This is a genomic window from Streptomyces roseicoloratus, assembly GCF_004117935.1.
Taxonomy (GTDB): Bacteria; Actinomycetota; Actinomycetes; order Streptomycetales; family Streptomycetaceae; genus Streptomyces; species Streptomyces roseicoloratus.
The window spans coordinates 1-21,802 of the sequence record NZ_SDOY01000131.1 but is presented as its reverse complement, the minus strand read 5'-3'; the positions used below and the strand labels follow the sequence as shown (position 1 = coordinate 21,802).

Here is a 21,802-nt window from a genome sequence, read left to right as displayed (position 1 = left end):
CGGCCGGGGGATGTACCGGGCGCCGCGGGTCGAGGGGACGGGCCGGAGCGCGGGAGTCGTACGGCGGCGGGCGCCGGGCCGCACCCCGGTCTCCGCGAGCCGTCCTCCCGGAGGGCCCGGGACGCCCGGGAACCGCTGGGGGTTCCGCTCCGGGGATCCGCTCCAGGGGGCCGCTCCGGGAATGCGCTCCGTGAGCCGTTTCCCTCTCCCCGAAGGAAACCCGGCCGTCCTCGGAGCTCGCTCGGGTCCGGCTCGTCAGGGGCAGCGTCTCGGAGACGGGGATCGGAAGCGGGCCTCGGGATCAGGACTCGGGGCCAGGACTCGCGATCAGGACTCGGAAGCAGGCCTCGGGACCAGGACTCGGGGCCAGGGCTCGCGATCAGGAGTCAGGACCAGCCTCGGGGCCAGGACTCGGAAGCAGGCCTCGGGATCAGGCCTCGCGATCAGGAGTCAGGACCAGCCTCGGGATCAGGGCTCAGGACCAGCCTCGCGATCAGGACTCAGGACCAGGACTCAGGACCAGGACTCGGGGCCACGGCTCGGGACCGGGACTCAGAAGTACGCCGGCGAGCGGTCGTCCGTCCTGCCGCGGAAGGCCCACCACTGCATCGCCTGGAAGGCGAGCAGTACGGGCAGGACGAAAAGTACCACCGGGCCGACGACGCCCAGCGTCGACGGGTCGGCGGCGGCCTCGGCGACCGACAGGTTCTCGTGCGGGCCGGCGCCGCTGACCAGGGCCTGCGGGTAGTGGGCGGCGCCGAGGATCAGTACCGGCGCCAGGGCCGCGAAGCCGCTGGCGAGCGGCGCCAGGCCGCGGCGGCCATGGGCAGCGAGCCGCGGCGCGAGCAGCAGGGCGGCGACGGCGGCGAGCAGGAGCAGGGCCGCGGGCAGCGGACTGAGCAGGCCGTCGCGTGCGTTCCCGTCGGCCACGGCGGCCGCGGCGGTGAGGACGGCGAGGCCCGCCGCCGCGGGCGCGAGGCGGCCGGCGGCCGACACGGCGCGCTCCGCGAGGGGGCCGGCCGCACGCACCGCGAGGAACACCGTGGCGTGCAGGGCGAACACGGCGACCGCGGTGAGGGCCGACAGGACCGGTACGGGACGCAGCAACAGGCTCGGGTCGATGTCGAGGTGGCCGCCGCGCAGCGGCAGCGTGCCCAGCAGGGCGCCGCCGAGCGCGCCCCAGGTCAGGGCGAGCAGCAGACACGTGAGCAGGACCAGGCCGTCCCAGAAGCCACGCCAGCGGGCTCCGGGCACCCGGCGCCGGAACTGCGTCGCCGCCTCCCGGACCAGCAGCGCCCCGACGGCGAGGACGACGAGCGGGTACAGCCCGCTGATGACGCTGGACTCCAGGCCGGGGAAGCCGCCCAGGACGATGCCGCCCGCGGCGATCAGCCAGACCTCGTTGCCGAGGAAGAACGGGCCGGTGGCGGCGGCGACGGTGCGCCGCTCGGCCTCGTCACGGGCCAGTGCACGGCCGACGATCCCGGTGCCGAGGGTGATGCCGTCGAGGGCGAGGTAGCCGGCCAGGAGCAGTCCCAGCAACGTGTACCAGACGATGTGCCACACGGTGAACTCCAGTGCGCTCGGCGCGATCAGAAGGTGCGGATGGTCGGCGAGGAGGGGGACGTGGGCGACGAGGACACGCCCGGTGCGGTGGTCTGACCCGGGACGCCCGAGCCTCCCCCCGCTTCCCCGGCTCCCCCCGTGCCCCCGGCTCCCCCGGCTCTCCCGGCTCCCCCGCCCGGCCCGTCCCGGTCCTCGCCGTCCTCCTCCGGCGCCCGGCCCAGCTGGGTGGCGTCCGGGCCGCGGCGCGCGAAGCGGAGCAGCAGCGCCCAGTCGACGAGGACCAGGAGGGCGACCAGGCCGCCGAAGACGAGCAGGGAGGTCAGGACGGTGCCGGAGGTGAGGCCCGGGGTGATCGCGTCCTCGGTCTTCAGCACGCCGTAGACCGCCCAGGGCTGCCGGCCCACCTCGCGGAAGACCCAGCCGGAGACGTTGGAGAGGTACGGCAGGACGAGGGCCGCGGTGAGCAGCCACAGCAGCACCTTGCGGCGGATCAGGTTGCGCTTGACCATGAACAGGACGGCGAGGACGGTCAGGGCGCCCATGAACAGCGCCGGGATGACCATGAGGACCTCGGCGGTGCGGCTGATCTCCGGCGGCAGGTAGTCGCCGGGTCCGAAGCGCTCGGTGAAGCCGCGGACGACGGCGGCGGTCTCGGGTGAGCGTTCGCCGTACTTCGTCGGGGTCTGCTCCACGGAGAAGCCGATCTGTACGCCGCCGAGCGCTGCCGTCAGCGCGACGAACACCGGCGCGAGCGGCAGGGCGAGCTTCATCGAGGACCAGAAGAACTCCTCGTGGCCGGTGCGCCTGCGCAGGTGCCAGGCGCTGACGGCGATGACGAAGAAGGAGCCGGTGACCATGGACCCGGCCATGATGTGCGCGGTCGCCGACAGGGCGTTGGTGTTGGTGAGCAGGGCCGTGAAGTCGGTGAGCCTGACCTGGCCGTCGACGATCTCGTAGCCCACCGGGTGGTTGAGGAAGCCGTTGGCGGTGAGGACGAAGTAGACCGAGGACCAGGCGGTGAGGGCGACCAGCCACAGGACGACGGTGTGCGCCACCCGGCCCATCCGGTCCCAGCCGAAGATCCACAGTCCGAGGAGGGTGGACTCGGCGAAGAAGGCGACGAGGGTCTCGATGGCGAGCGGGGCTCCGAAGACGTTGCCGGTGTAGTGGGTGAGTCCGCTCCACACCAGGCCGAACTGGAACTCCATCACGATGCCCGTGCCGATGCCGAGGGCGTAGTTCACGAGGTAGAGCTGGCCCCAGAAGCGGGTCTGGCGGCGGTGCCGTTCGTCGCCGGTGACGGCCCAGCGGGTCTGCATGACGACGAGGTAGGTGACGAGGCCCAGGGTGAGGGCGACGAAGACGTAGTGTGCGATGGCCGTGATCGCGAACTGAAGGCGTGCGAGTACCAGCACGTCGTCCACGGGATTGCCTCTCGGGTTCGGGTACGGCGAAGGGAGGCCCGCCGGTCCGGCCGGCCTCCCTCGGTGCGGTTCCGTGTCTCTCCGGTGAGTCCTGTGCCTCTTCCGGGAGCCGGGGGTCAGTCCGGGCGGTTGCCCGACTTGCCGCCGACGGTGTACGGCGTGGTGACGTTCTCGTACGCGAGGTGCATGACCATGCCGAGCTGGGCGTGGGTGAAGTTGTGGCAGTGGTCCATCCAGATGCCCGGGTTGTCGGCCTTGAAGGCGACCTCCCAGGCCTCGCCCGGGCGGACCAGGACGGTGTCCTGCCAGATCGGGCTGCCGGTGAGCGGCTTGCCGTTCTTGCTGAGCACGAGCACGTGGTGTCCGTGCAGGTGCATCGGGTGGTCCTCCTGGCCCCGGTTGAGGAAGCGGACGCGGATCAGCTCGCCCTCCTTGACCATGAGCATCGGGGCGTCCGGGAAGACCCGGCCGTTGATGGTCTGGCGGAGCGCGAAGGTGCCGTCGTAGAAGCCCAGCCACTCGTCGAGGACGAGGTTGAAGGTGCGGTCGTACGTGCTGCGCGGGCCGAAGGGCTGCGAGCCGGGCTTGCCGTACGTGGTCTTGTCGAACTCGTCGCCGTCGAAACGGGGTTCGACGGTTCCCTTGCCGTCGGCGGAGAAGGCGATGCCCGCCTTCGGGGAGTCCTCGTAGGCCAGCCGGACGGGGGTGTCCGGCATGGTGAACTCGACGTCGAGGCGTCCGGCGCCGGCGACCACCAGGCGGCGGTCGGTGAGTTCACCGGGCTGGTTGATGTCCATGCCATCGATCGAGGTGACGGTGTACGGCACGCCGGTGAGGGTGAAGGTCCGGGTCAGGACGTCGCTGTTGATCAGGCGCAGCCGCAGCTTCTGGCCGGGGCGCGCGGTGCGGTGCTCCAGGGTGTCGGAGGTGCCGAGGGCGGTCGCGGAGCCCTGGGAGGTGTCCCAGGTGTGGGCCTGGACGGTGACGTCCTGGTCGACCGGCCGGGGCTGCTCCACGGGGTCGATGACCATCGGGCCGAACAGGCCTCGGTGCACCTGCTCGGAGGACGACTGGTGGGAGTGGTACCAGAACGTGCCGCGTTCCTTCACGCGGAAGCGGTAGGTGTACGTGCCTCCGGGCTGGACGGCGTCCTGGGTGACGCCGGCGACGCCGTCCTCGCCGTTGGGGACGTCGAGGCCGTGCCAGTGGGTGCTGACGGGCGTGTCCTTGAGCTTGTTGACGAGGGTGATCTCGACGAGCTCGCCCTGCTTCATGCGCAGTTCGGGCCCGGGGATCTGGCCGTTGAAGGTCCAGGCGTCGACGGTACGGCCCGAGGAGAGCCTGACCTTGGCCTCCTGGGCGGTGAGGGTGAACCGGCGGTCGGGCGTGCCGGTCTTCGGGCCCTTGAGGGCGTCCACGCTGACCGGGGCGGCGGCCGGGGTGCCGGCGGAGTGACCGGCGGGGTGGCCGCTGCCGTGGACGCCGAGGGCGTGGGTGTTCGCGTTCGTGCCGGTGGCGGAGCCCTGGTGTCCGGCGTGTGCGCCGTGGCCGTCGTGGCCCTCGGCGGCGAAGACGGTGCCGCCGCCGTAGTCCATCGTGCCCTTCATCATGGAGAAGGTGTCGGGGAAGCGGCTGCGCTGGGACTCGAGGGTGAGCAGGGTGCCGACGACGCCGAGGACGACGACGGTGGTGCCGAGCCGTACCGCGATCCGCCGGCCGCGCGTGCCCCGCGGGGCGGTCGTGCCGCCGGCGATCCGCTCCGCGCGGCGGCGGCCACGGAGGATCAGCCAGCTCGCGCCGGCGACCAGGATCAGCCCGTAGACGGGGTAGTTGAGCGCGACGGGGCGGTCCGGCGGCAGGAACTTCTCGAAGAAGCCGCCGAGCGCGCCGAACGCCGCCAGCTGCGGCGGGACGGTGACGCGCGGCGCGGCGAGGGCCCTGGGCTCCTCGGGGCCGCTGCGCCGGGCCGCCGACCACACCTTCGGCAGGCTCAGCACGAGGGTGGCGAGCACCCCGGGCAGGAGCAGCAGCAGGGTGGTGACGACGCGCCGGTCACCGACCAGTTCCCAATTGATGCCGGCCATCCAGGAGAAGGTCAGCAGCCGGCCGGCGGCGAGCAGTAAACCGAGCACGGTGAGGACGACGGCGATCCGGGCGCCGCGGCGCAGCCGCCTGGTGTCCGGGCGGGTGCCCAGTCGCCGGACGGTGAGCGCGGCCAGCAGCCAGACCGGGAAGAGCACCAACGAGACGATGAAGTCGAAAATGGAAATCGCGAGATACATTCCTTGCTCCGATCAGTGGAACGTGCCCGGGGGCGCTCACGGCCCTCGGGCGGGTTCCTCGACGGGTGGGGTGGTGGGTCAGGCCCGGTCGACGGTGAGGGCGCTGGCTCCGCCGAGCACCTCGATGTCGTAGCGGTCCTCGGAGGAGTCGTAGGCCGGTCCGGCGAAGGTGGCCCCGCCGCCGGCGGCGCCCAGGTGCTGGCTGTCGAAGGTCAGCTGGGAGACGCCGCCCCTGACGGCGATCCGGGCGGCGACGTCCTGGGGCCGGCGCAGGCTGACGTTGCTGACGCCGCCGGCGACGCGGATCCGCACGGTGCCGCGCGGCCGGGGCAGCGAGATGGAGACGTGGCTGGCGCCGCTGCCGAGGTCGAGCCGGGTCAGGACGAGGCCGGACAGGTCGGCGGTCAGCCGCCCGGTGCCGCCGTCGACCTCGATCGCCCAGGCCACGGTCGGGTGGAGGGTGAGGCTGCCGCTGTGGCGGCGGACGGAGAACGGGTGCAGCCGGCGCGGGTAGCGGACGGTGACGACGCCCGCCGTGGTGTCGATCTCCGGTACGAGACCGGAGAAGCTGCCCTGGTAGAGGTGCTCGCTGTCCTTGGGTCCGGCGGCCAGCGTCAGTTCGGACGCGCCGCCGACGAACTTGAGCAGTCCGGTGGTGACCGCGCCGAGCGCGCCGTCGAAGGTCTTCTCCTGGGTGGTCATCGTCGGTTCCTTCCGTTCGTGCGGTGCTGGTCGTGCTGTGCGCGGTGCGTGCGGTGCGTGCTCCGCGCGGTGCGGGAGTCGTGCGCGGTGTGCTTGGCGTGCGCGGTGCGGGTGAGGTGCGTGCGGTGGGTGTCGTACGGAGGGCGGCGCGGGTCAGGCGGCGGGCGCGGGTCAGGCGTGCGGGGCGCGGTCGAGGACCTGGGCGAGGACCTCTTCGAGGCGGGCCTGCGGTTGGCCGGCCGCGCCGGCCGAGCGCCAGGCCACGTAGCCGTCGGGGCGTACGAGCACCGCGCCGTCGGCGTCCACGCCGTACCGCGAGGCCCAGTCGCCCGCCGGGTCGGTGACGAAGTCGCCGCCTATCCGGTACACGTCGAGGTCGATGCCGAGCCTCTGCGCGGCCGGGCCTGCGGCGTGCTCCCAGCCGGTGCCGTCGGGGCCGGTGAGGAGGACGGGCGCCTCGCCGAACAGGTCGAGGGCGGACAGTTCCTTGCCGCGGCAGCGCACGGTGACGTGCGGGGCGCGGGTGCCGGGCCGGCCGAGGACGCGGGGGTCGAGCGCGGGCGGCAGGGCGGTGCCGTCCTCGGTGGTGTCGCCGTCCTCGGGGAGCAGCGCGCCGCCCGGGTAGAGCTGGCCGAGGATGGCGGCCGCGTAGCTGGGGCGGCCGTCGGACTCGCCGTCGTGCGAGCGTTCCTGGAGCTCGGCGAGGGCGTAGTCGATGGTGAAGCGGGCGACGGGGCGGCGCTCCGCCTCGTACGAGTCGAGGAGTCCGGGTCCGGCCGTGCGGTGCAGCACGGAGGCGAGCTTCCAGGCGAGGTTGTCGGCGTCCTGGATGCCGGTCGCGGCGCCGAACGCGCCGGTGGGCGGCATGGTGTGGGCGGCGTCGCCGACCAGGAGGACCCGGCCCCGGCGGTAGCGTGCGGCGAGTCCGGCGGAGATCTCGAAGCCGAGGATCTTCTGTCCGGTCTTCTCGACCTGGACCTCGAGGCCCTCGACGGCGAGGTCGGGGACGCCGATCGCGGCGCGGATCGCCTCGACGCAGCGGGCCTCGTCGAAGTCCTCCAGGCGCTCGCCGCGCTCGGGGTGGTAGGGCGTGTAGAACACCCAGCGGGAGCCGTCCAGCGGCATGAGCAGGGTGCCGGTGTCGGGCTGGTCGAAGTAGCCGAGGCCGAGGTCGCGGCCGCGCAGGGGCTCGGTCAGGTCGGCCTTGAAGACGACGCTGACGGTGTGGATCAGGGTGCCGGGGCCCTCGACGGCGATGCCGGCGGCTTCGCGCACGGCGCTGCGGACGCCGTCGGCGCCGATCAGGTACTGCGTCCGTACGGTCGTCTCGGCGCCGGTGCCGGTGTCGCGGAGGGTCGCGGTGACGCCGTCCTCGTCCTGCTCGAAGCCGACGAGTTCGGTGGACCAGCGCAGGTCCGCGCCGAGTTCGGCGGCGCGCTGCGCGACGATCCGCTCCAGCTTGTCCTGGTCGATGGAGCACCAGGTGCAGGGCGTGACCTCGGAGGTGAGCTCGGGCGCCTCGTCCTGCATGGGGGCGGAGAAGATCTCCGGGCCGGCCAGGGTCTCGGCGCGGACCATCAGCTTCTCGCTGAGCTCCGAGGTGAGCGAGCGGTCGGCGAAGATCTCCTCCTCCAGGCCGGCGGCCCGGAAGACCTCGACGGTACGGGGGTTGAGGATGCGGGCCCGCGGGTGGCCGAGGGCGCCGGGGTGGCGCTCGACGAGCAGCGGTCGGATGCCGCGGCGGGCCAGGAACAGCGCGGTCGACAGGCCGACCACGGCGCCGCCGACGATCAGGACGGGCGTCTGCTCGGTGGGAGCGGAAGTCATGGGTACCTCTCCGTTCGGGACGATCGGTCGGGTGCGGGCGGTACGGGGTGCTGGTGGTCCGGCAGTGCGGGTGGTCCGGGCAGTGCGGGTGGTGCGGGTGGTCCGGGCAGTGCGGGTGGTCCGGGCGGTGCGGGCGGTGCGGGGCCGGCCTCCGGCCGGGGCCGGCCGTCGCCCCGGTCCGTCCGGACGGCCGCCGAGGGGTCGCGGCCGTCCGGAACGGCGGGCGGTGCCCAGGCCGTGCGGGTGACGCTGGATCGATCGGGTGGTGCTGGTCTGTCGCTGGTGCTCAGGCCGTACGGGGCTCCGCCACGCCCGGGCCCGAGGGCTCGTTGCCCTGCTCCGGCGTCTCCTCCCAGGCCTCGTCGTGGTGCCTGGCCTGCTTGGGCAAGAGCAGGACCAGGAGCAGGACCAGGGCGGTCAGGCCGATCTGGGCGTAGATGGTCCGCTGCAGGGCGGTGGAGAAGACCTCGCGGCGGGCGTCCTGGGCGGCCGCGCCGATGGCGGCGCCGGCCTGCGGGTCGGTGACCTGGGTCAGCGGGGCGCAGGAGGCCGGTTCGACCGTCGGGTCCTTGGCCTTGGTGCGCTCGGTGAAGCAGGTCTCGAAGGCGTCGGTGATCCGGTGCTGCTGGTCCTCGGAGACCTGGGTCTGGACGAGTGCGGTGCCGAGCCGGCCGCCGGCGTCCTTGGCGGCGGTGTCGGCGGAGCCGCCGAGGAAGCCGAGGAAGATCGCGCCGATGACCGCGATGCCGAGGGCGCCGCCGACCTGCTGGAAGGCGTTGACGACACCGGAGCCGGAGCCCGCGTGCTCGGCGGGGACGTCGGTGAGGATGAAGTCCAGGATCGGCGCGATGATCATGCCCATGCCGAGGCCGCCGACGAGCAGGGCCGGGAGCAGCGACCAGGAGCCGATCTCGTCGCCGCGGAGCTGGACGGTGAGGGAGATGCCCGCCAGGCCGGCGGCGAGCAGGACGGCTCCGATGACCATGACCTTGCGGCCGAGCTTGGCGGTGAGGACGGTGGCGGAGAAGGCCGCGCCGAAGCTGACGCCGAAGGACCAGGGCACTCCGGTGAGGCCGGCCCGCAGGGCCGAGAAGCCGAGGCCGTTCTGCAGGAAGAGGATGAAGATCAGGAAGTGTCCGATGGTGACCGCGAAGAACACCGTGTTGGCGATGATGCCGGCGGTGAAGGAGCGGCTGCGGAACATGGAGGGCACGATCAGGCCGGGCCGTCCCCGGTCGCCGAGCCGGCGCTGGTGCGCCCAGAAGACGGCGAGCACCGGCACCGAGGCGATCATGGAGACGAAGGACCAGAGCGGCCAGCCGAGTTCACGGCCCTGGACGAGCGGGACGAGCAGCAGCAGGAGTCCGGCGGTGAGCAGCAGGGTGCCGACGACGTCCAGCTTGATCGACTCGGGCGACCTGGACTCGCGGATGACGGCGGAGGCCGCGAGGAAGAGCAGGATGCCGACCGGCAGGTTGATCAGGAAGACCATCCGCCAGCCCGTGTCGAACAGGTCGGCGTCGATCAGGAGGGCGCCGATGATCGGGCCGCCGACGGTGGCGAGACCGGCGACGCCGCCGAAGGCGCCGAGGGCGGCTCCGCGCTCCTTGGGCGGGAAGGCCGCGGTGATGATGGAGAGCACCTGCGGCACCATGAGCGCGGCCATGGCGCCCTGGAGGACGCGGGCGCCGACCAGCATGCCCGGGCTGCCGGCGAAGCCGCAGAGGGCGGAGGCCACGGTGAAGCCGGCGACGCCGGTGAGGAAGAGCTTCTTGCGGCCGTACATGTCGCCGAGGCGCCCGCCGAGGATCAGCAGGACGGCGAAGGACAGCAGGTAGCCGGCGACGACCCACTGGACGGTGGCGTATCCGGTGCCGAGGTCGGTCTGGATCGACGGGATGGCGACGTTGACGATCGTGGAGTCGAGCAGGTCCATGAACGCGGCGAAGAGCACCACGACCAGTGCGACCTTGCGCTTCGGGTCCCCCTCGACGGGCGGGGATGCCGCGGACGGGTTCGGCATGGTGCACCTCTCTTTGATCTAGACTGGCCGGACACTCAGCAACTCGGATGCTTACTAGGCAGGAGTCTTTCTGGCTCGTTATCTTAGTTGCTGAGATAACGATGAGGCAAGGTAACTGGAAGGACGGGGCGTATGTCAAGCGCGGAACGTGCGGAGCATGTGGATCGGGCACAGCTGGCCGCGGCCGTGGACCAGGAACTGCGCACCCTGGTGAGCCGTTCGGTGCTCTTCCACCAGGCGGTCGCCGACCGGCTGGGGCTGAGCGTGCTCGACCTGAACTGCCTGGGAGCGCTGGTGGCCCGCGGCCCGATGGCGGCCGGGCAGCTGGCCGAGGAGAACGGCGTGACCACCGGAGCCATCACCGGGGTCATCGACCGCCTGGAGGCGGCCGGTCACGTACGCCGCGACCGGGATCCCAAGGACCGTCGGCGCGTCCTCGTCACGCCGATGCCCAATCTGGAGGCGAAGGTCTTCCCACTGTTCGAATCGCTCGGCAGTTCGCTGGCCGAGCTGTGCGAGCGGTTCACCGAGGGCGAGCTGGAGACGGTTCTCGACTTCGTCCGGTCCGCCGCGCCGATCACGCACGACGAGGCGGTGAAGCTCCGGGCCGGCAAGAGCGCCGCCAAGGGCTCCAAGCGGGCTGCCGCGGCCAAGTAGGGCCCCGGTACGGGCGGTTGCGGGCTGGTGCGTCACGAGCGTACGCACCAGCCGCCGCCCCGTCACCCGGGTATTCGGCCGACCACCAGACGCAGCGGCGTGCCGCTCGGCACCACCCCGGCGAACGCGAGACCGGCCCGCTCGAACATCGCGCCGTACTCCTCGGCCGTCCGCTCCCAGCCGCCCATCACCAGCAGCATGTGCAGGTCCATCAGGGCGTCCCAGGGAGTCTCCGGCGGATCCGCCACGAGCTGTTCGAGCAGCACCACGCGCCCGCCCGGACGGCCCGCCTTGAGGCAGTTGGTCAGCACCGTGTGGCAGGCGTCGTCGTCCCACATGTGCAGCACCTGGCGGATCACGTACACGTCGGCCTCGGGCACGCCCTCGAAGCAGTCGCCGGTGACCAGCTCGGTCCGGTCGCCCAGCCGGCCGCCCGCGCGCAGCTCGGGCAGCGCCGCGGAGATGGCGTGCTGCCGGTCGAACAGCACGCCCCTGACGTGCGGATTTCCCTCGAGCAGCGACTTCAGCAGGCTGCCGTGCCCGCCGCCGACGTCGCACAGGGTCTCCACACCGGCCAGGTCGAGGGCCGCGACCACGCCCGGGTTCATCGCCCGGGACTGCGCCGCGTACCCGTTCAGGCACATCTCGCCGGCCGCGTTGTCGTCCTCGTGGAAGTACGTGAACAGGTCCTTGCCGTACGTCTCCTGGAAGGCGCACCGCCCCGAACGGACGCTCTCGGCGAGCTTGCCCCACATCTCCCAGCCCCAGTGCGAGCCGGTGAGCATGATGTCCGTCACCGAGCCCGGCGCGTCCGAGCGCATCGCCCGCGACATCTCGGTGTGCGCGTAACGGCCGGGCGCGGCCTGGCGGAAGATGCGGAAGCCCACCAGGGCCCGCATCAGCCGGGTGAGCGCGGGCACGTCCGCGCCGACCGCGGCGGCGATCTCCTCGACCGAGGCCGGCTCGTCGCCGACCGCGTCCGCGAGCCGCAGCTGGGCCGCCGCCTGCACCACGGCGCTGGCCCACATGCCCCAGCCCAGCTCGGCGACGGCCTGGGCGGGCGGCGGGCCGATCACGGGCGCGCCCTCGCAGGCGTCCACCCGGTCCACTGCCGGATCAGCTGACATCATCAACCACCTTGTTCGGCGAGGGCCTTCAGGCCCGAACGGATTCGATCAGTGCGATGGGCGCGCGCTCGTGGCCCACCAGCGGCAGTCGGCGGCAGTGCGCGAAGCCGGCGGCCGTGAGCAGCTCGCGGTACTGGTCCTCGGTGCGCGCCCGGCCGCCCGTGAGCACCATGAACTCCACGTCGTTGGCGTGGACGTGGGAGGAGTGCTCGGTGTACTCCCAGTCGAGCAGCACCAGCCGGCCACCCGGGTCCGCGGCCTTGGCGCAGTTCGCGAGCAGCTGCGCGGCCGCCTCGTCGTCGAGGTCGCACAGCACGTTCTTGAGCAGGTAGAGGCTGCCTCCGGCGGGAACCTCGTGCCGGAAGTCGCCGGCCACGAGCTCCACGCGGCCGGTCAGGCCGTCCTTCTCGAAGGTCTCCCGCGCGAAGCCGACGGCCCAGGGCAGGTCGAGCAGCACGCCGCGGGCGCCGGGGACCTCCCGGAGCAGTCGGGCGAGCACCGTGCCGGGGCTGCCGCCGACGTCCACGATCTCCCGCTCCTCCGCCAGGTCGCAGCTGGCGACGAGGGCCTCGGCCGCCTCGACGGAGAGCGAGGCGCAGGTCTCGGCGTAGCTCCGGGCCTCGTCGGGGTTGGCCGCGTAGTACTCCCAGTGGTCCATGCCCCAGACCGTGCGGGTGGCCGGGCGGCCGGTGCGGACGACGTCGGCGACCAGCTCCCAGGGGCGGGTCATGCCGGGCGCGTTGACGGCGATGCTGAAGCCGCGCAGGTTCGGCACGTCGGAGCGCAGCAGGTGGCCGGCCGGGGTCAGCTCCCAGCGGCGGACGCCTCCGGCCCCGGCGGGCGTCGCCGCGGGTGGCGACGCGGGTGGCGACGCGGGCGTCGCCGCGGGTGGCGGTGTTGACGGAGCTCCCGGGTCGGGTGCCGGTTCCGGCGTCACCGCCCCTGTCGCTTCCCGCGCCGGTGCCGGTGCCGGTGCCGGTGCGACGAGGCGGTGCAGCTCGCACACCCGCAGGAAGCGCTCCAGGCTGGGCCGGTGCGCGCGGACGGCCTCGGCGATCTCGTCGGTGGTGCGCCGCCCGTCGCCGACCGCGTCGGCGATCCGCAGCTCGGCCATCCCGCGGGCCACCAGGCCGGCGGACCACTGGAACGGCCGCAGTTCCTGCAGCGCGCCCAGCGGGCTGAAGGCGCCGTCCCGTCCGGTCGCGGCCATCAGTGCCCGCCGTCGACGTAGAGGACGTTGCCGGTGATGTTGCCGTTGGCCGAGGAGGCGAGGAAGAGGGTGGCGTTGACGACGTCCTCGACGGTGGAGAAGTGCAGGAACGGCATGGCCTTGTTCAGCGCGGCGCGGGCGCCTTCGCTGTCGAGTCCGGCGACCCGGCCGCGCACCTCCTCGGGCAGCTTCTCCAGGAGGCCTTCCGTCACCACCGGTCCCGGAGCGACGACGTTGGAGAGGATGCCGTGCTCGAAGAGCTCGGTGCCGAGCGTGCGGCTCAGGCCGTGCAGGGCCGACTTGCTCGCCGCGTAGCCCTCCGCGCCCTTCAGTCCGCGCTGCACGATGGCCGCCGACATGAACACGATGCGGCCGCCGCCGCGCGGCTTCATCACCGGAAGCGTCGCCTGGACGGTGTGGAACGCGCCCTCCACCTCCGCCCGCAGCGGAGGCAGCCACCGCTCGGCCGGGATCTCGTCGAAGGCGGGCGCGTACGGGCTGGGGCCGCCGGAGGCCGAGGCGTTGACCACGAGGACGTCGATGCCGCCCCACTCCTCGGTGACCTCCGCGACCGCGCGGCGCACGGACGCGGGATCGGTCATGTCGAGGTGTACGGGCAGCGCCTGCCCGCCGGCGTCCGCTATCTCGGCGGCCACCGCCTTGGCGTTCTCCACCCGGCTCAGATAGGTCAGCGCGACCTTGGCGCCCTCGTCGGCGAAGGCGCGGGCGAGCGGGCGGCCGATGCCGCCGCTGCCGCCGGTGAGCAGTACGACCTTGTCCTTCAGGCCGAGTTCCATGGCAACTCCCGTCCTTTCCGGCGCTGCGCCGGTGTCGACACGTCAGGGCCCGCGCCGCGCACACGCGGGCACCGCACCCCAGCTTGGAGATCGCGGCTGGAGTGTCACTCGAGCGATTCGCCCCGAGTGCCGGTCCATCGGGAATCCAGTTCGGATTGAGGTCCCGTCCGGATAGTTCACCGGGCGTGCTCACCACGTCCGGACTGTTCACCGGGCGTGCACACCAGACCGGGCGCGGCCACGACACCACCGGAAAGGAACCGGCGCATGACCAAGACCCGTGAAGAGCAGGGATCCCTGGACCTGAACGGCATCATCCAGCTCGGCATGGCGTTCGGCAGCGCGAAGATCCTGCTCACCGCGAACGAGCTCGACCTGTTCACCGTGCTGAGCGACAGCGGGCCGGCCACCGAGGAGGAGATCCGGACCAAGCTCGGTCTCCACGAGCGCGGCGCCCGGGAGTTCCTCAACGCCCTGGTCAAGCTGGGCCTGCTGTCGCGCGAGAACGGCCGTTACGGCAACACCGCGGCGGCCGACACCCACCTGGTCAAGGGCCGGCGGACGTACGTCGGGCGCTTCCTGAGCCGCTCCAACAGCGTGCTGTACGGCGCCTGGGGAGGCTTCACCGAGTCGCTGAAGACCGGTGAGTCCCAGATCGAGGGCCACGGCGACGACAACATGTTCAAGCACCTGTACCGCTCCGAGGAGCAGATGCGGGACTTCGTCGCCATGATGGACGCGCTCAACTGGGCCGTCGGACCGGAGCTCGCCAAGGCCTTCGACTGGAGCAAGGTCAAGACCGTCACGGACGTCGGCGGCGCCCGGGGCAACCTGGCGGCCACCCTGATCGACGCCCACCCGCACCTGAAGGCCACGGTCTTCGACCTGCCGGCCGTCGAGCCGGCGTACGAGGACCACATCGGCGGCCTCGGCCTGAAGGACAAGATCGCCTTCCACGGCGGCGACTTCTTCGCCGACCCGGTCCCGACCGCCGACGTCGTGATCATCGGCCACGTCCTGGAGGACTGGTCGCCGGAGCGCCGCAAGCAGCTCATCAAGTCGGCGTACGACGCCCTGAAGCCGGGCGGCACGCTGCTCGTCTACGACCCCATGCTCGACGACGAGCTCAGCCCGCTGAACAACCTGCTGACCAGCCTCACCATGCTGGTCGTCACGCACGGCGGTTCCGAGTACCGGGTCGACGACTGCCGTTCCTGGATGGCCGAGGCGGGCTTCGCGGAGACCTCCGCCCAGCTGCTCGACACCAACGACATCCTCGTGGCCGGCATCAAGAAGTAACCCCACGCGTGACGGGCGGCGCCTCCGGGTCTTCGCGACGGAGGGGCTGCCCGCGCGCGCTTTGCCGCACCGTCCACTCGCTCCCCGCTCCCCGCTCCCCGCTCCTCGCTCCTCGCTCCCCCGCTCCCCGCTCCCACCCGCTCCATGAGGAGGGGCCGCCGGCGCGCCGGTCGCACCACCGCCCTCTCCCCCGCACACGAAGGGATTCCGATGTCGATCGACGAGACACCGCCGGCCTTCCCCTTCCCGGCGCCGGACACGTTCGAGCCGCCGGAGGAGTTCCGCCGGCTGCGCGAACGGGCCCCGGTGGCCCGGGTGACGCTGCCCACCGGCGACCGGGCCTGGCTCCTGACCCGTTACGCCGACGTGCGCGCCGCCCTGGTCGACCCGCGGCTCAGCCGGGCCGCCGCCGAGGCGCCGGAGGCACCGAGGATGGGCAACACCACGCCCGGCCCGAAGACGATCCTGGGCATGGACGCCCCGGACCACTCGCGGCTGCGCCGCCTGGTGATGCAGGCCTTCACCGCCCGCCGGGTCGAGGCGCTGCGCCCGCGCATCGAGGAGCTCGCCGAGGAGCAGATCCGTCTGGTCCTGGTCGCTCCCCGCCCGGTCGACCTGATGTCCTGCTACGCGCTCAGCCTGCCCATCAAGGTGATCTTCGAGCTGCTGGGCGTTCCGTACGAGCACGTGGACCGGCTGCACGCCTGGAGCGAGGTCATCTTCAGCCTCGGCGGCCACAGCGTCGAGGAGGTGAAGGAGGCCCGCGGCTCGATCATCGGCTATCTGCGCGAGCTGATCGAGCAGCGTCGCCAGGAGCCCGCCGACGACCTGCTGAGCGTGCTCGTGCACGCCCGCGACGAGGGGCAGCAGCTGTCCGAGGAGGAGCTGCTGGACTTCGCGATGATCATCATGACGGTCGGGCACCAGTCGACCGCCAACTCGCTCGGCACCGCCCTGTTCACGCTGCTGCACCACCCGGACCAGCTGGAGCTGCTGCGCAAGAAGCCCGAGCTGATCCCGGGCGCGGTCGAGGAGCTGCTGCGGTTCAACCCGTTCGTCTTCACCGGCACCCAGCTGCGGGTCGCCACCGAGGACCTGACGATCGGCGACACCGTGATCAGGAAGGGCGAGGCGGTGATCGCCTCGCTGGGCTCCGCCAACCACGACGAGGACGTCTTCGCCGACGCGGACCGCTTCGACGTCGAACGCGCCCCGAACGTCCACCTGTCCTTCGGCTACGGCATCCACCACTGCCTGGGCGCCCAGCTCGCCCGCCTGGAGATGCAGATCGCGCTGCGCACCCTCATCGAGCGGGTGCCGGACACGCTGCGGCTCGCGGTGCGGTCCGACTGGCTGACCTGGAAGACCGGGCTCACCGCCCGCGCCCTCGTCAACCTGCCGGTGACGTGGTGAGCGGGGAGACGGCCGTCACGGGCCGGGACGCGACGGGCACCCCGGCCACGACGGGCGGACAGCGCGCGACGGGCGGGCAGTGGCGGATCTCCGTGCACAAGTCCTGCCGGCGCAGCGGGATCTGCGCCGCTGCGGCACCCCGGTACTTCTCCGTGGGCGAGGACCACCGGACCCGGCCCGCGGCCGAGCCGGTCGATCCCGACCCGGAGCTGATCGAGGTCGTCGAGGCCTGCCCGGCCGAGGCGATCACCCTGACCGACCTGGCGACCGGCCGGCCGGTCGAGGCCGCCCGGGAGGCGGCCGCGGAAGGCGCGACGAGAGAGGCACGACCATGACACCCCAGCGCAGCACCCGCCGTTCCCTGCTCAGACGGGCCGGCTTCCTCGGTTCGGCGCTCGCCGTGGGCTCCGCGGCCCCGGCCGTGGCGCACGACGAGGGCCGCGGGCACCACCGCCCCAAGGGCCGGCGACCGTCGCCGGTCGGCAGCTGGTCGGTGACCGTCACCATCGAGGGCGTGCCCGAAGTGGAGCACGCGCACTACTCGTTCGGCTCCGACGGGCAGCTGATCCTGCAGACCCACCGGCACACCCACACCGGCATCGGCACCTGGGAGCCGACCGGCGACGGCTTCGTGTACGTGACCCGCGGCCTGCGGTCGGACGCCGACGGCGGCCTGCTGAGCGAGCTGCGGATCCGGCACACGGCGCGGTTCCGCCCCGACGGCGGCTTCGTCTCGACCGGCACGGGCCAGGCCCTGGACGCCGGCGGGAACGTCCTGATGGAAGTCCAGTCCACGGCGGTCGGCACCCGGTTCGGTGTCGACGGCTGACCGGCCGCGGCCGGGACAGAGCAAAGGAGAGTGCTGGCATGTGTGGCATCGCCGGCTGGGTGGACTTCGCACGTGATCTGCGTCAGGAGGCCGCCGTCGTACGGGAGATGACGACGACCATGACCCTGCGCGGCCCCGACGCCGGCGACGTGTGGATCGCTCCGCACGCCGCACTGGGCCACCGCAGGCTCGCCATCATCGACCTGGAGGGCGGACGGCAGCCCATGGTCGCCGAGGAGGGCGGCCGGGTCCAGGCGGCCCTGACGTACGCGGGCGAGGTGTACAACTTCCGCGAGCTGCGGGAGGAACTCGTCCTCAAGGGGCACCGCTTCACCACCCGCAGCGACACCGAGGTGGTGCTGCGGTCCTACCTGGAGTGGGGCGAGGACTTCGTCGACCGGCTCAACGGCATGTTCGCCTTCGCGATCTGGGACGCGCGCACCGAGGAGCTGCTCCTGGTGCGCGACCGCGTCGGCATCAAGCCGCTGTACTACCAGCTGCTGCCCGGCGGCGGGGTGCTGTTCGGTTCCGAGCCGAAGGCGATCCTCGCCCATCCGCGGGCGAGCCGCACGGTCGACGCCGACGGGCTGCGCGAGCTGTTCGGCGGGGTGAAGGCGCCGGGCGCCGGCGTGATCGCCGGGATGCCCGAGCTGGCTCCGGGGCACGTGCTGCGGGTGAACCGCGACGGCCACCGGCTGCGCCGGTACTGGCAGTTGGAGGCGCACGAGCACACCGACGACCTGCCCACCACCATCCGCACGGTGCGCGAGCTGCTCGAGGACATCGTCACCCGGCAGATCGTCTCCGACGTCCCGCTGTGCACGATGCTGTCGGGCGGTCTCGACTCCTCGACGCTCACCGCCCTGGCGTCGCTCGCCAAGCGGCGCGACGGCAGCGGAAAGGTCCGCTCGTTCGACGTCGACTTCGTCGGCTACCTGGACAACTTCGAGCCGGACCTGACCCATCCCACCGCGGACTCGCCGTACGTCCGGCAGGTCGTCGAGCACGTCGGCGCCGACCACCGGCACATCCTGCTCGGCAACGCGGAGATGATCGACGCCCCGACCCGCCGCGCGGTGGTCCAGGCGCTCGACTGGCCGGTGCTCATCGCCGGCCCGGGCTCCATGGACATCTCGCTGTACCTGCTGTTCCGGGCGATCCGCGGACGGTCCACGGTGGCGCTCACCGGCGAGTCGGCGGACGAGCTGTTCGGCGGCTACCCGTGGTTCCACCACCCCGAGTACGGGCAGCCCGGCACCCTGCCGTGGAGCCTCGCCCACAACCTCGGCATGCCGGCCCTGTTCGGCCCGGTCACCACCCGGGTCGACGTCCGCGGCTACCAGGCGGAGCAGTACCGGCAGGCGGCGGCCGCGGTACCGCGGATGCCCGGGGAGAGCGGCCGGGCCCGGCAGTTCCGGGAGTCGACGTACTTCTTCCTGACCCGCTTCATGCGCACCCTGCTCGACCGCAAGGACCGGCTCAGCATGGCCGTCGGCCTGGAGGTCCGGGTGCCGTTCTGCGACCACCGGCTGCAGGACTACGTCTTCAACGCGCCGTTCGAGTTCAAGACCTTCGACGGTCAGTGGAAGAGCCTGCTGCGGGCGGCGGCGAAGGACCTGCTGCCGGAGGCGGTGCTCAACCGTCCGAAGACGGGCTACCCGATCTCCAACGACGCCGCCTACGACCGCTACGTCCAGGAGCGGTTCGCGAAGCTGGTGGCCGGCGGCGACGCGGCCGTGCTGCCGCTGCTGAACCCGACGGTCGTGGAGGACGTGCGCCGCGACCCGACGGCCGCGGCCGGACTGACCCGCATCGAGATCGACATGGCGCTGCACCTCGACGAGTGGATCGCGTCGTACGGGCTCGACCTGGCCGTCTGAGCACCGGCCGCAGCACACGGAAGCTCCCCCGTCCGGGCCGGACGGGGGAGCTTCCGTATGGTGCGGGGGGGCGAGATGGTGCGGGGGGGGCGAGCGCCCCGCTGGGGTGCGGGGCGGGTGCCCTGGGGGTGGTACGGCCCGGTTGTGGGTGCGTCACCAGGCCACCGGGAGCCGCGCCGGCCGGCGGAACGCCATCCCGGACACCCAGGTCAGCTCGTCGGTCGGCACCGCGAGACGCAGTCCCGGGAAGCGGTCGAGCAGGCCTTCGAGCGCCAGCTGGAGCTCCATCCGGCCGAGCTGGGCGCCCAGGCAGTGGTGCAGTCCGTGGCCGAACGTCAGGTGCGGGTTGCTCTCCCGCTCCAGGTCGACCCGCTCCGCCGCCGCGAAGACCTGCTCGTCCCGGTTGGCCGAGGTGATCGCCGGGAGGACCGCGTCGCCCTTGCGGATCGTGGCCCCGCCGAGTTCGACGTCCTCGGTCGCGATGCGCATGGCGCCGGCGCCGCCGCCCGCCACCGAGAAGCGCAGCAGCTCCTCCACGGCGCCCGGCACCAGGCTCCGGTCGGCGACGAGCCGCGCCCACAGATCCGGCTCGCGCAGCAGCGTGATCAGCGCGCCGACCAGCTCGCCGGTCGTGGCGTGGTATCCGGCGACGAGCAGGGTGTGGCCGAAGGCCAGCAGCTCCTCCTCGGAGAGCCGGTCGCCGTCCTCCTCGCGGGCCTCGATGAGATGGGTGAGCAGGTCGTCCGCGGGCTCCTTCGCCTTGGCGGCGATCAGCTCGCCGAGGTAGCCGTTGAGGCCGCGCCGGGCCTCCATGACCGCGTCGGGCGAGTGGGCGGACACGGACAGCATGACGTCGGACCAGACCCGGAACCGGTCCTGGTCGGCGAGCGGCACGCCGAGCAGCTCGCAGATGACGGTGATCGGCAGCGGCTGGGCCAGGTGGGCGATCAGGTCGGCGGGCGCGCCGTCGGCGGCCATGCCGTCGAGCAGCCGGTCGGTGATCTCCTTGACGTGCGGACGCATCCGCTCGATGTGACGGGCGGTGAAGGCGCGGGCGACCAGCTTGCGCAGCCGGGTGTGCTCCGGCGGGTCCATGGTGAACAGGGACTTGGAGCCCTTGGCGACCGGCAGCAGCCGGGGCGCGTCGGGCTCGGTCAGCGCCGCCTTGCTGAACCGCGGGTCGGCGAGGACCTGCCGTACGTGCTCGTAGCGGGTCACCAGCCAGGCCCGGTGCCCGGTCGGCAGCGTCACCGGGGCGACGGGCTCGGTGGCACGCAGCTCGGCATAGGCGGGCGCGGGCTCCAGCGGATCCGGCACGGGCAGCGGAAAGGTCCGCTCGGCCCGCCCGGCGGTGTCGGTGCGCCCGGCGGTGTCGGTGCTCTCGGCGGTCATGGGTCCTCCGTAAGTTGTTTGGTGGCCCGGGAGGGCCGGGTGTGGCTTATGGGTTCTTGCCTTCAGTGGCTTCTCAGGAGTGGCCGCCCGGTTCTCCGGGGCGCCCTGACTGCTGATTGAGATGTGCGCGCCTTGTGCGGTCGCTGATTACGGAGATGACAGCGGGGTGTTCCTTGGGCCGACGGCACGCCGTGCGGAACGAGGAGGGGCGAGTGAACGAGCGACGGGCCCGGGTCTGGGTCGGCATCGACGCCGGTAAGGGCCATCACTGGGCGGCGGTGGTCGACGAAACCGGCGCGACTCTGTGGTCGAAGAAGATCGGCAACGACGAGTCGGAGATCCTGACCGCACTCGGCGAAATCCTGGAGCTGGCCGACGAAGTCCAGTGGGCGGTGGACATCTCCGGTACGTCCTCCGCGCTGTTGCTTGCCCTGCTCGCGGCCCATGGCCAGCAGGCCGTCTACGTGCCCGGCCGCACGGTCAACCGCATGTCCGGCGCCTACCGGGGCGAGGCCGAAACCGACGCCCGCGACGCCTACGTCATCGCGGAAACCGCCCGCCACCGCCGGGACTTCGCCACCATCGAAGTGCCCGCCCAACTCGCCGCGGACCTTGCCCTGCTGACCGCCCACCGAACCGACCTGGTGGCCGACAGGGTGCGAATGATCAACCGACTCCGCGACGTGCTGACCGGTGTCTTCCCCGCCCTGGAACGGGCCTTCGACTACTCCGCCCACAAAGGTGCGCTGGTACTGCTGACCGGCTACCAGACCCCAGCCGCCATCCGCCGACGTGGCCGGGCGCGGCTCACGGCCTGGCTCGCCAACCGCAGTGTGCGCGGCGCCGACGCCGTCGCGGCAACCGCACTCGAAGCCGCCCAGGCCCAGCAGACCGCCCTGCCGGGTGAGGACGTCGCCGCCCAGATCGTGGCCGACCTGGCCACGCAGATCCTGGACCTGGACGACCGGCTCAAGCGGATCGACAAGCAGATCCGCGACACGTTCCGCAGCCACCCGCAAGCCGAGATCATCGAGTCCCTGCCCGGCATGGGCCCCATACTCGGCGCCGAGTTCATCGTCGCTGCAGGTGACCTTGCGGCCTACGCGGATGCCGGCCATCTCGCCTCCGCGGCCGGGCTGGTGCCAGTCCCACGCGACTCGGGCCGCCGAACCGGCAACCTCCACCGGCCCAAGCGCTACAGCCGCCGCCTGCGCAGGGTCTTCTACATGTCCGCGCAGACCAGCATCATCCGCGAGGGACCGAACCGAGACTTCTACCTCAAGAAGCGCGGCGAGGGCTGCAAGCACGTTCAGGCCGTGATCGCCCTGGCCCGCCGACGAGCCAGCGTCCTGTGGGCCCTCCTGCGCGACAACC

At 72.4% G+C, this 21,802-nt stretch carries 17 protein-coding genes; 7 read left to right on the top strand and 10 right to left on the bottom strand.

All coding sequences use genetic code 11. The features are described from left to right. Positions 1-552: 552 nt before the first annotated feature. The 6 genes from ESG85_RS19330 to ESG85_RS19305 form a co-directional block, all read right to left on the bottom strand. Positions 553-1,566, bottom strand: a complete 1,014-nt coding sequence (locus tag ESG85_RS19330) for a cytochrome d ubiquinol oxidase subunit II (protein WP_164986276.1) — start codon at positions 1,564-1,566, stop codon at positions 553-555. Positions 1,567-1,592: 26 nt separating this feature from the next. Continuing rightward, positions 1,593-2,981 carry a cytochrome ubiquinol oxidase subunit I gene (locus ESG85_RS19325; RefSeq protein WP_219825200.1) on the bottom strand — a complete coding sequence of 463 codons (1,389 nt, stop codon included), beginning with the start codon at positions 2,979-2,981 and terminating at the stop codon, positions 1,593-1,595. A gap of 125 nt (positions 2,982-3,106) precedes the next feature. Further along, entirely contained in the window at positions 3,107-5,272 is a 2,166-nt protein-coding gene (locus ESG85_RS19320; RefSeq protein ID WP_128980915.1) for a multicopper oxidase family protein, read from the bottom strand. A gap of 78 nt (positions 5,273-5,350) precedes the next feature. Further along, a complete protein-coding gene (locus tag ESG85_RS19315; RefSeq protein ID WP_128980913.1) occupies positions 5,351-5,974 on the bottom strand; it encodes a hypothetical protein in 624 nt (207 codons plus the stop codon). 171 nt (positions 5,975-6,145) lie between these two features. Further along, positions 6,146-7,801 (bottom strand): FAD-dependent monooxygenase, encoded by a 1,656-nt coding sequence (locus ESG85_RS19310; protein ID WP_128980911.1) that lies wholly within the window; start codon positions 7,799-7,801, stop codon positions 6,146-6,148. A gap of 286 nt (positions 7,802-8,087) precedes the next feature. Then, positions 8,088-9,824, bottom strand: coding sequence for an MFS transporter (locus ESG85_RS19305; protein WP_128980909.1), 1,737 nt, complete (start codon positions 9,822-9,824; stop codon positions 8,088-8,090). A gap of 132 nt (positions 9,825-9,956) precedes the next feature. Between ESG85_RS19305 and ESG85_RS19300 the strand changes: the two genes are divergently transcribed. After that, positions 9,957-10,481: a MarR family winged helix-turn-helix transcriptional regulator gene (locus ESG85_RS19300; protein ID WP_128980907.1), complete on the top strand. Its 525-nt coding sequence runs from the start codon at positions 9,957-9,959 to the stop codon at positions 10,479-10,481. Between the two features lie 62 nt (positions 10,482-10,543). On the opposite strand, the gene ESG85_RS19295 is transcribed toward ESG85_RS19300, so the two are convergent. Genes ESG85_RS19295 through ESG85_RS19285 form a run of 3 tightly spaced genes read right to left on the bottom strand, consistent with a single transcriptional unit; the run spans position 10,544 to position 13,615 of the window. Continuing rightward, the gene (locus ESG85_RS19295) at positions 10,544-11,608 is read right to left on the bottom strand and encodes a methyltransferase (RefSeq protein WP_164986275.1); all 1,065 of its coding nucleotides are present in this window, start codon (positions 11,606-11,608) and stop codon (positions 10,544-10,546) included. A 28-nt stretch (positions 11,609-11,636) separates the two neighbouring features. Further along, a complete protein-coding gene (locus ESG85_RS19290) occupies positions 11,637-12,818 on the bottom strand; it encodes a methyltransferase (protein ID WP_128980903.1) in 1,182 nt (393 codons plus the stop codon). Continuing rightward, positions 12,818-13,615 carry an SDR family NAD(P)-dependent oxidoreductase gene (locus ESG85_RS19285; RefSeq protein ID WP_128980901.1) on the bottom strand — a complete coding sequence of 266 codons (798 nt, stop codon included), beginning with the start codon at positions 13,613-13,615 and terminating at the stop codon, positions 12,818-12,820. The genes ESG85_RS19290 and ESG85_RS19285 overlap by 1 nt, the downstream gene beginning before the upstream one ends. A 267-nt stretch (positions 13,616-13,882) precedes the next feature. Here ESG85_RS19285 and ESG85_RS19280 point away from each other — a divergent pair, with 267 nt between their 5' ends. The 5 genes from ESG85_RS19280 (at position 13,883) to asnB (ending at position 19,036) form a co-directional block, all read left to right on the top strand. Continuing rightward, positions 13,883-14,914, top strand: a complete 1,032-nt coding sequence (locus ESG85_RS19280) for a methyltransferase (RefSeq protein WP_128980899.1) — start codon at positions 13,883-13,885, stop codon at positions 14,912-14,914. 210 nt (positions 14,915-15,124) lie between these two features. Next, positions 15,125-16,327, top strand: a complete 1,203-nt coding sequence (locus tag ESG85_RS19275) for a cytochrome P450 (RefSeq protein ID WP_164986274.1) — start codon at positions 15,125-15,127, stop codon at positions 16,325-16,327. Beyond that, on the top strand, positions 16,324-16,662 hold the full coding sequence (locus ESG85_RS19270; RefSeq protein WP_128980895.1) for a ferredoxin: 339 nt from the start codon (positions 16,324-16,326) through the stop codon (positions 16,660-16,662). The genes ESG85_RS19275 and ESG85_RS19270 overlap by 4 nt, the downstream gene beginning before the upstream one ends. Then, a complete protein-coding gene (locus ESG85_RS19265; RefSeq protein ID WP_128980893.1) occupies positions 16,659-17,156 on the top strand; it encodes a hypothetical protein in 498 nt (165 codons plus the stop codon). Before ESG85_RS19270 ends, ESG85_RS19265 begins: the two co-directional genes overlap by 4 nt. A gap of 38 nt (positions 17,157-17,194) precedes the next feature. Continuing rightward, the gene (gene asnB / locus ESG85_RS19260) at positions 17,195-19,036 is read left to right on the top strand and encodes an asparagine synthase (glutamine-hydrolyzing) (protein WP_128980891.1); all 1,842 of its coding nucleotides are present in this window, start codon (positions 17,195-17,197) and stop codon (positions 19,034-19,036) included. A 153-nt stretch (positions 19,037-19,189) separates the two neighbouring features. Here asnB and ESG85_RS19255 read toward each other — a convergent pair whose 3' ends face one another. Further along, positions 19,190-20,428, bottom strand: a complete 1,239-nt coding sequence (locus tag ESG85_RS19255) for a cytochrome P450 (RefSeq protein ID WP_128980889.1) — start codon at positions 20,426-20,428, stop codon at positions 19,190-19,192. A 212-nt stretch (positions 20,429-20,640) separates the two neighbouring features. On the opposite strand from ESG85_RS19255, the gene ESG85_RS19245 reads away from it, so the two are divergent. After that, positions 20,641-21,802, top strand: a 1,162-nt coding sequence (locus tag ESG85_RS19245; protein WP_128980783.1) for an IS110 family RNA-guided transposase, incomplete at its 3' end; no start/stop codon positions are given.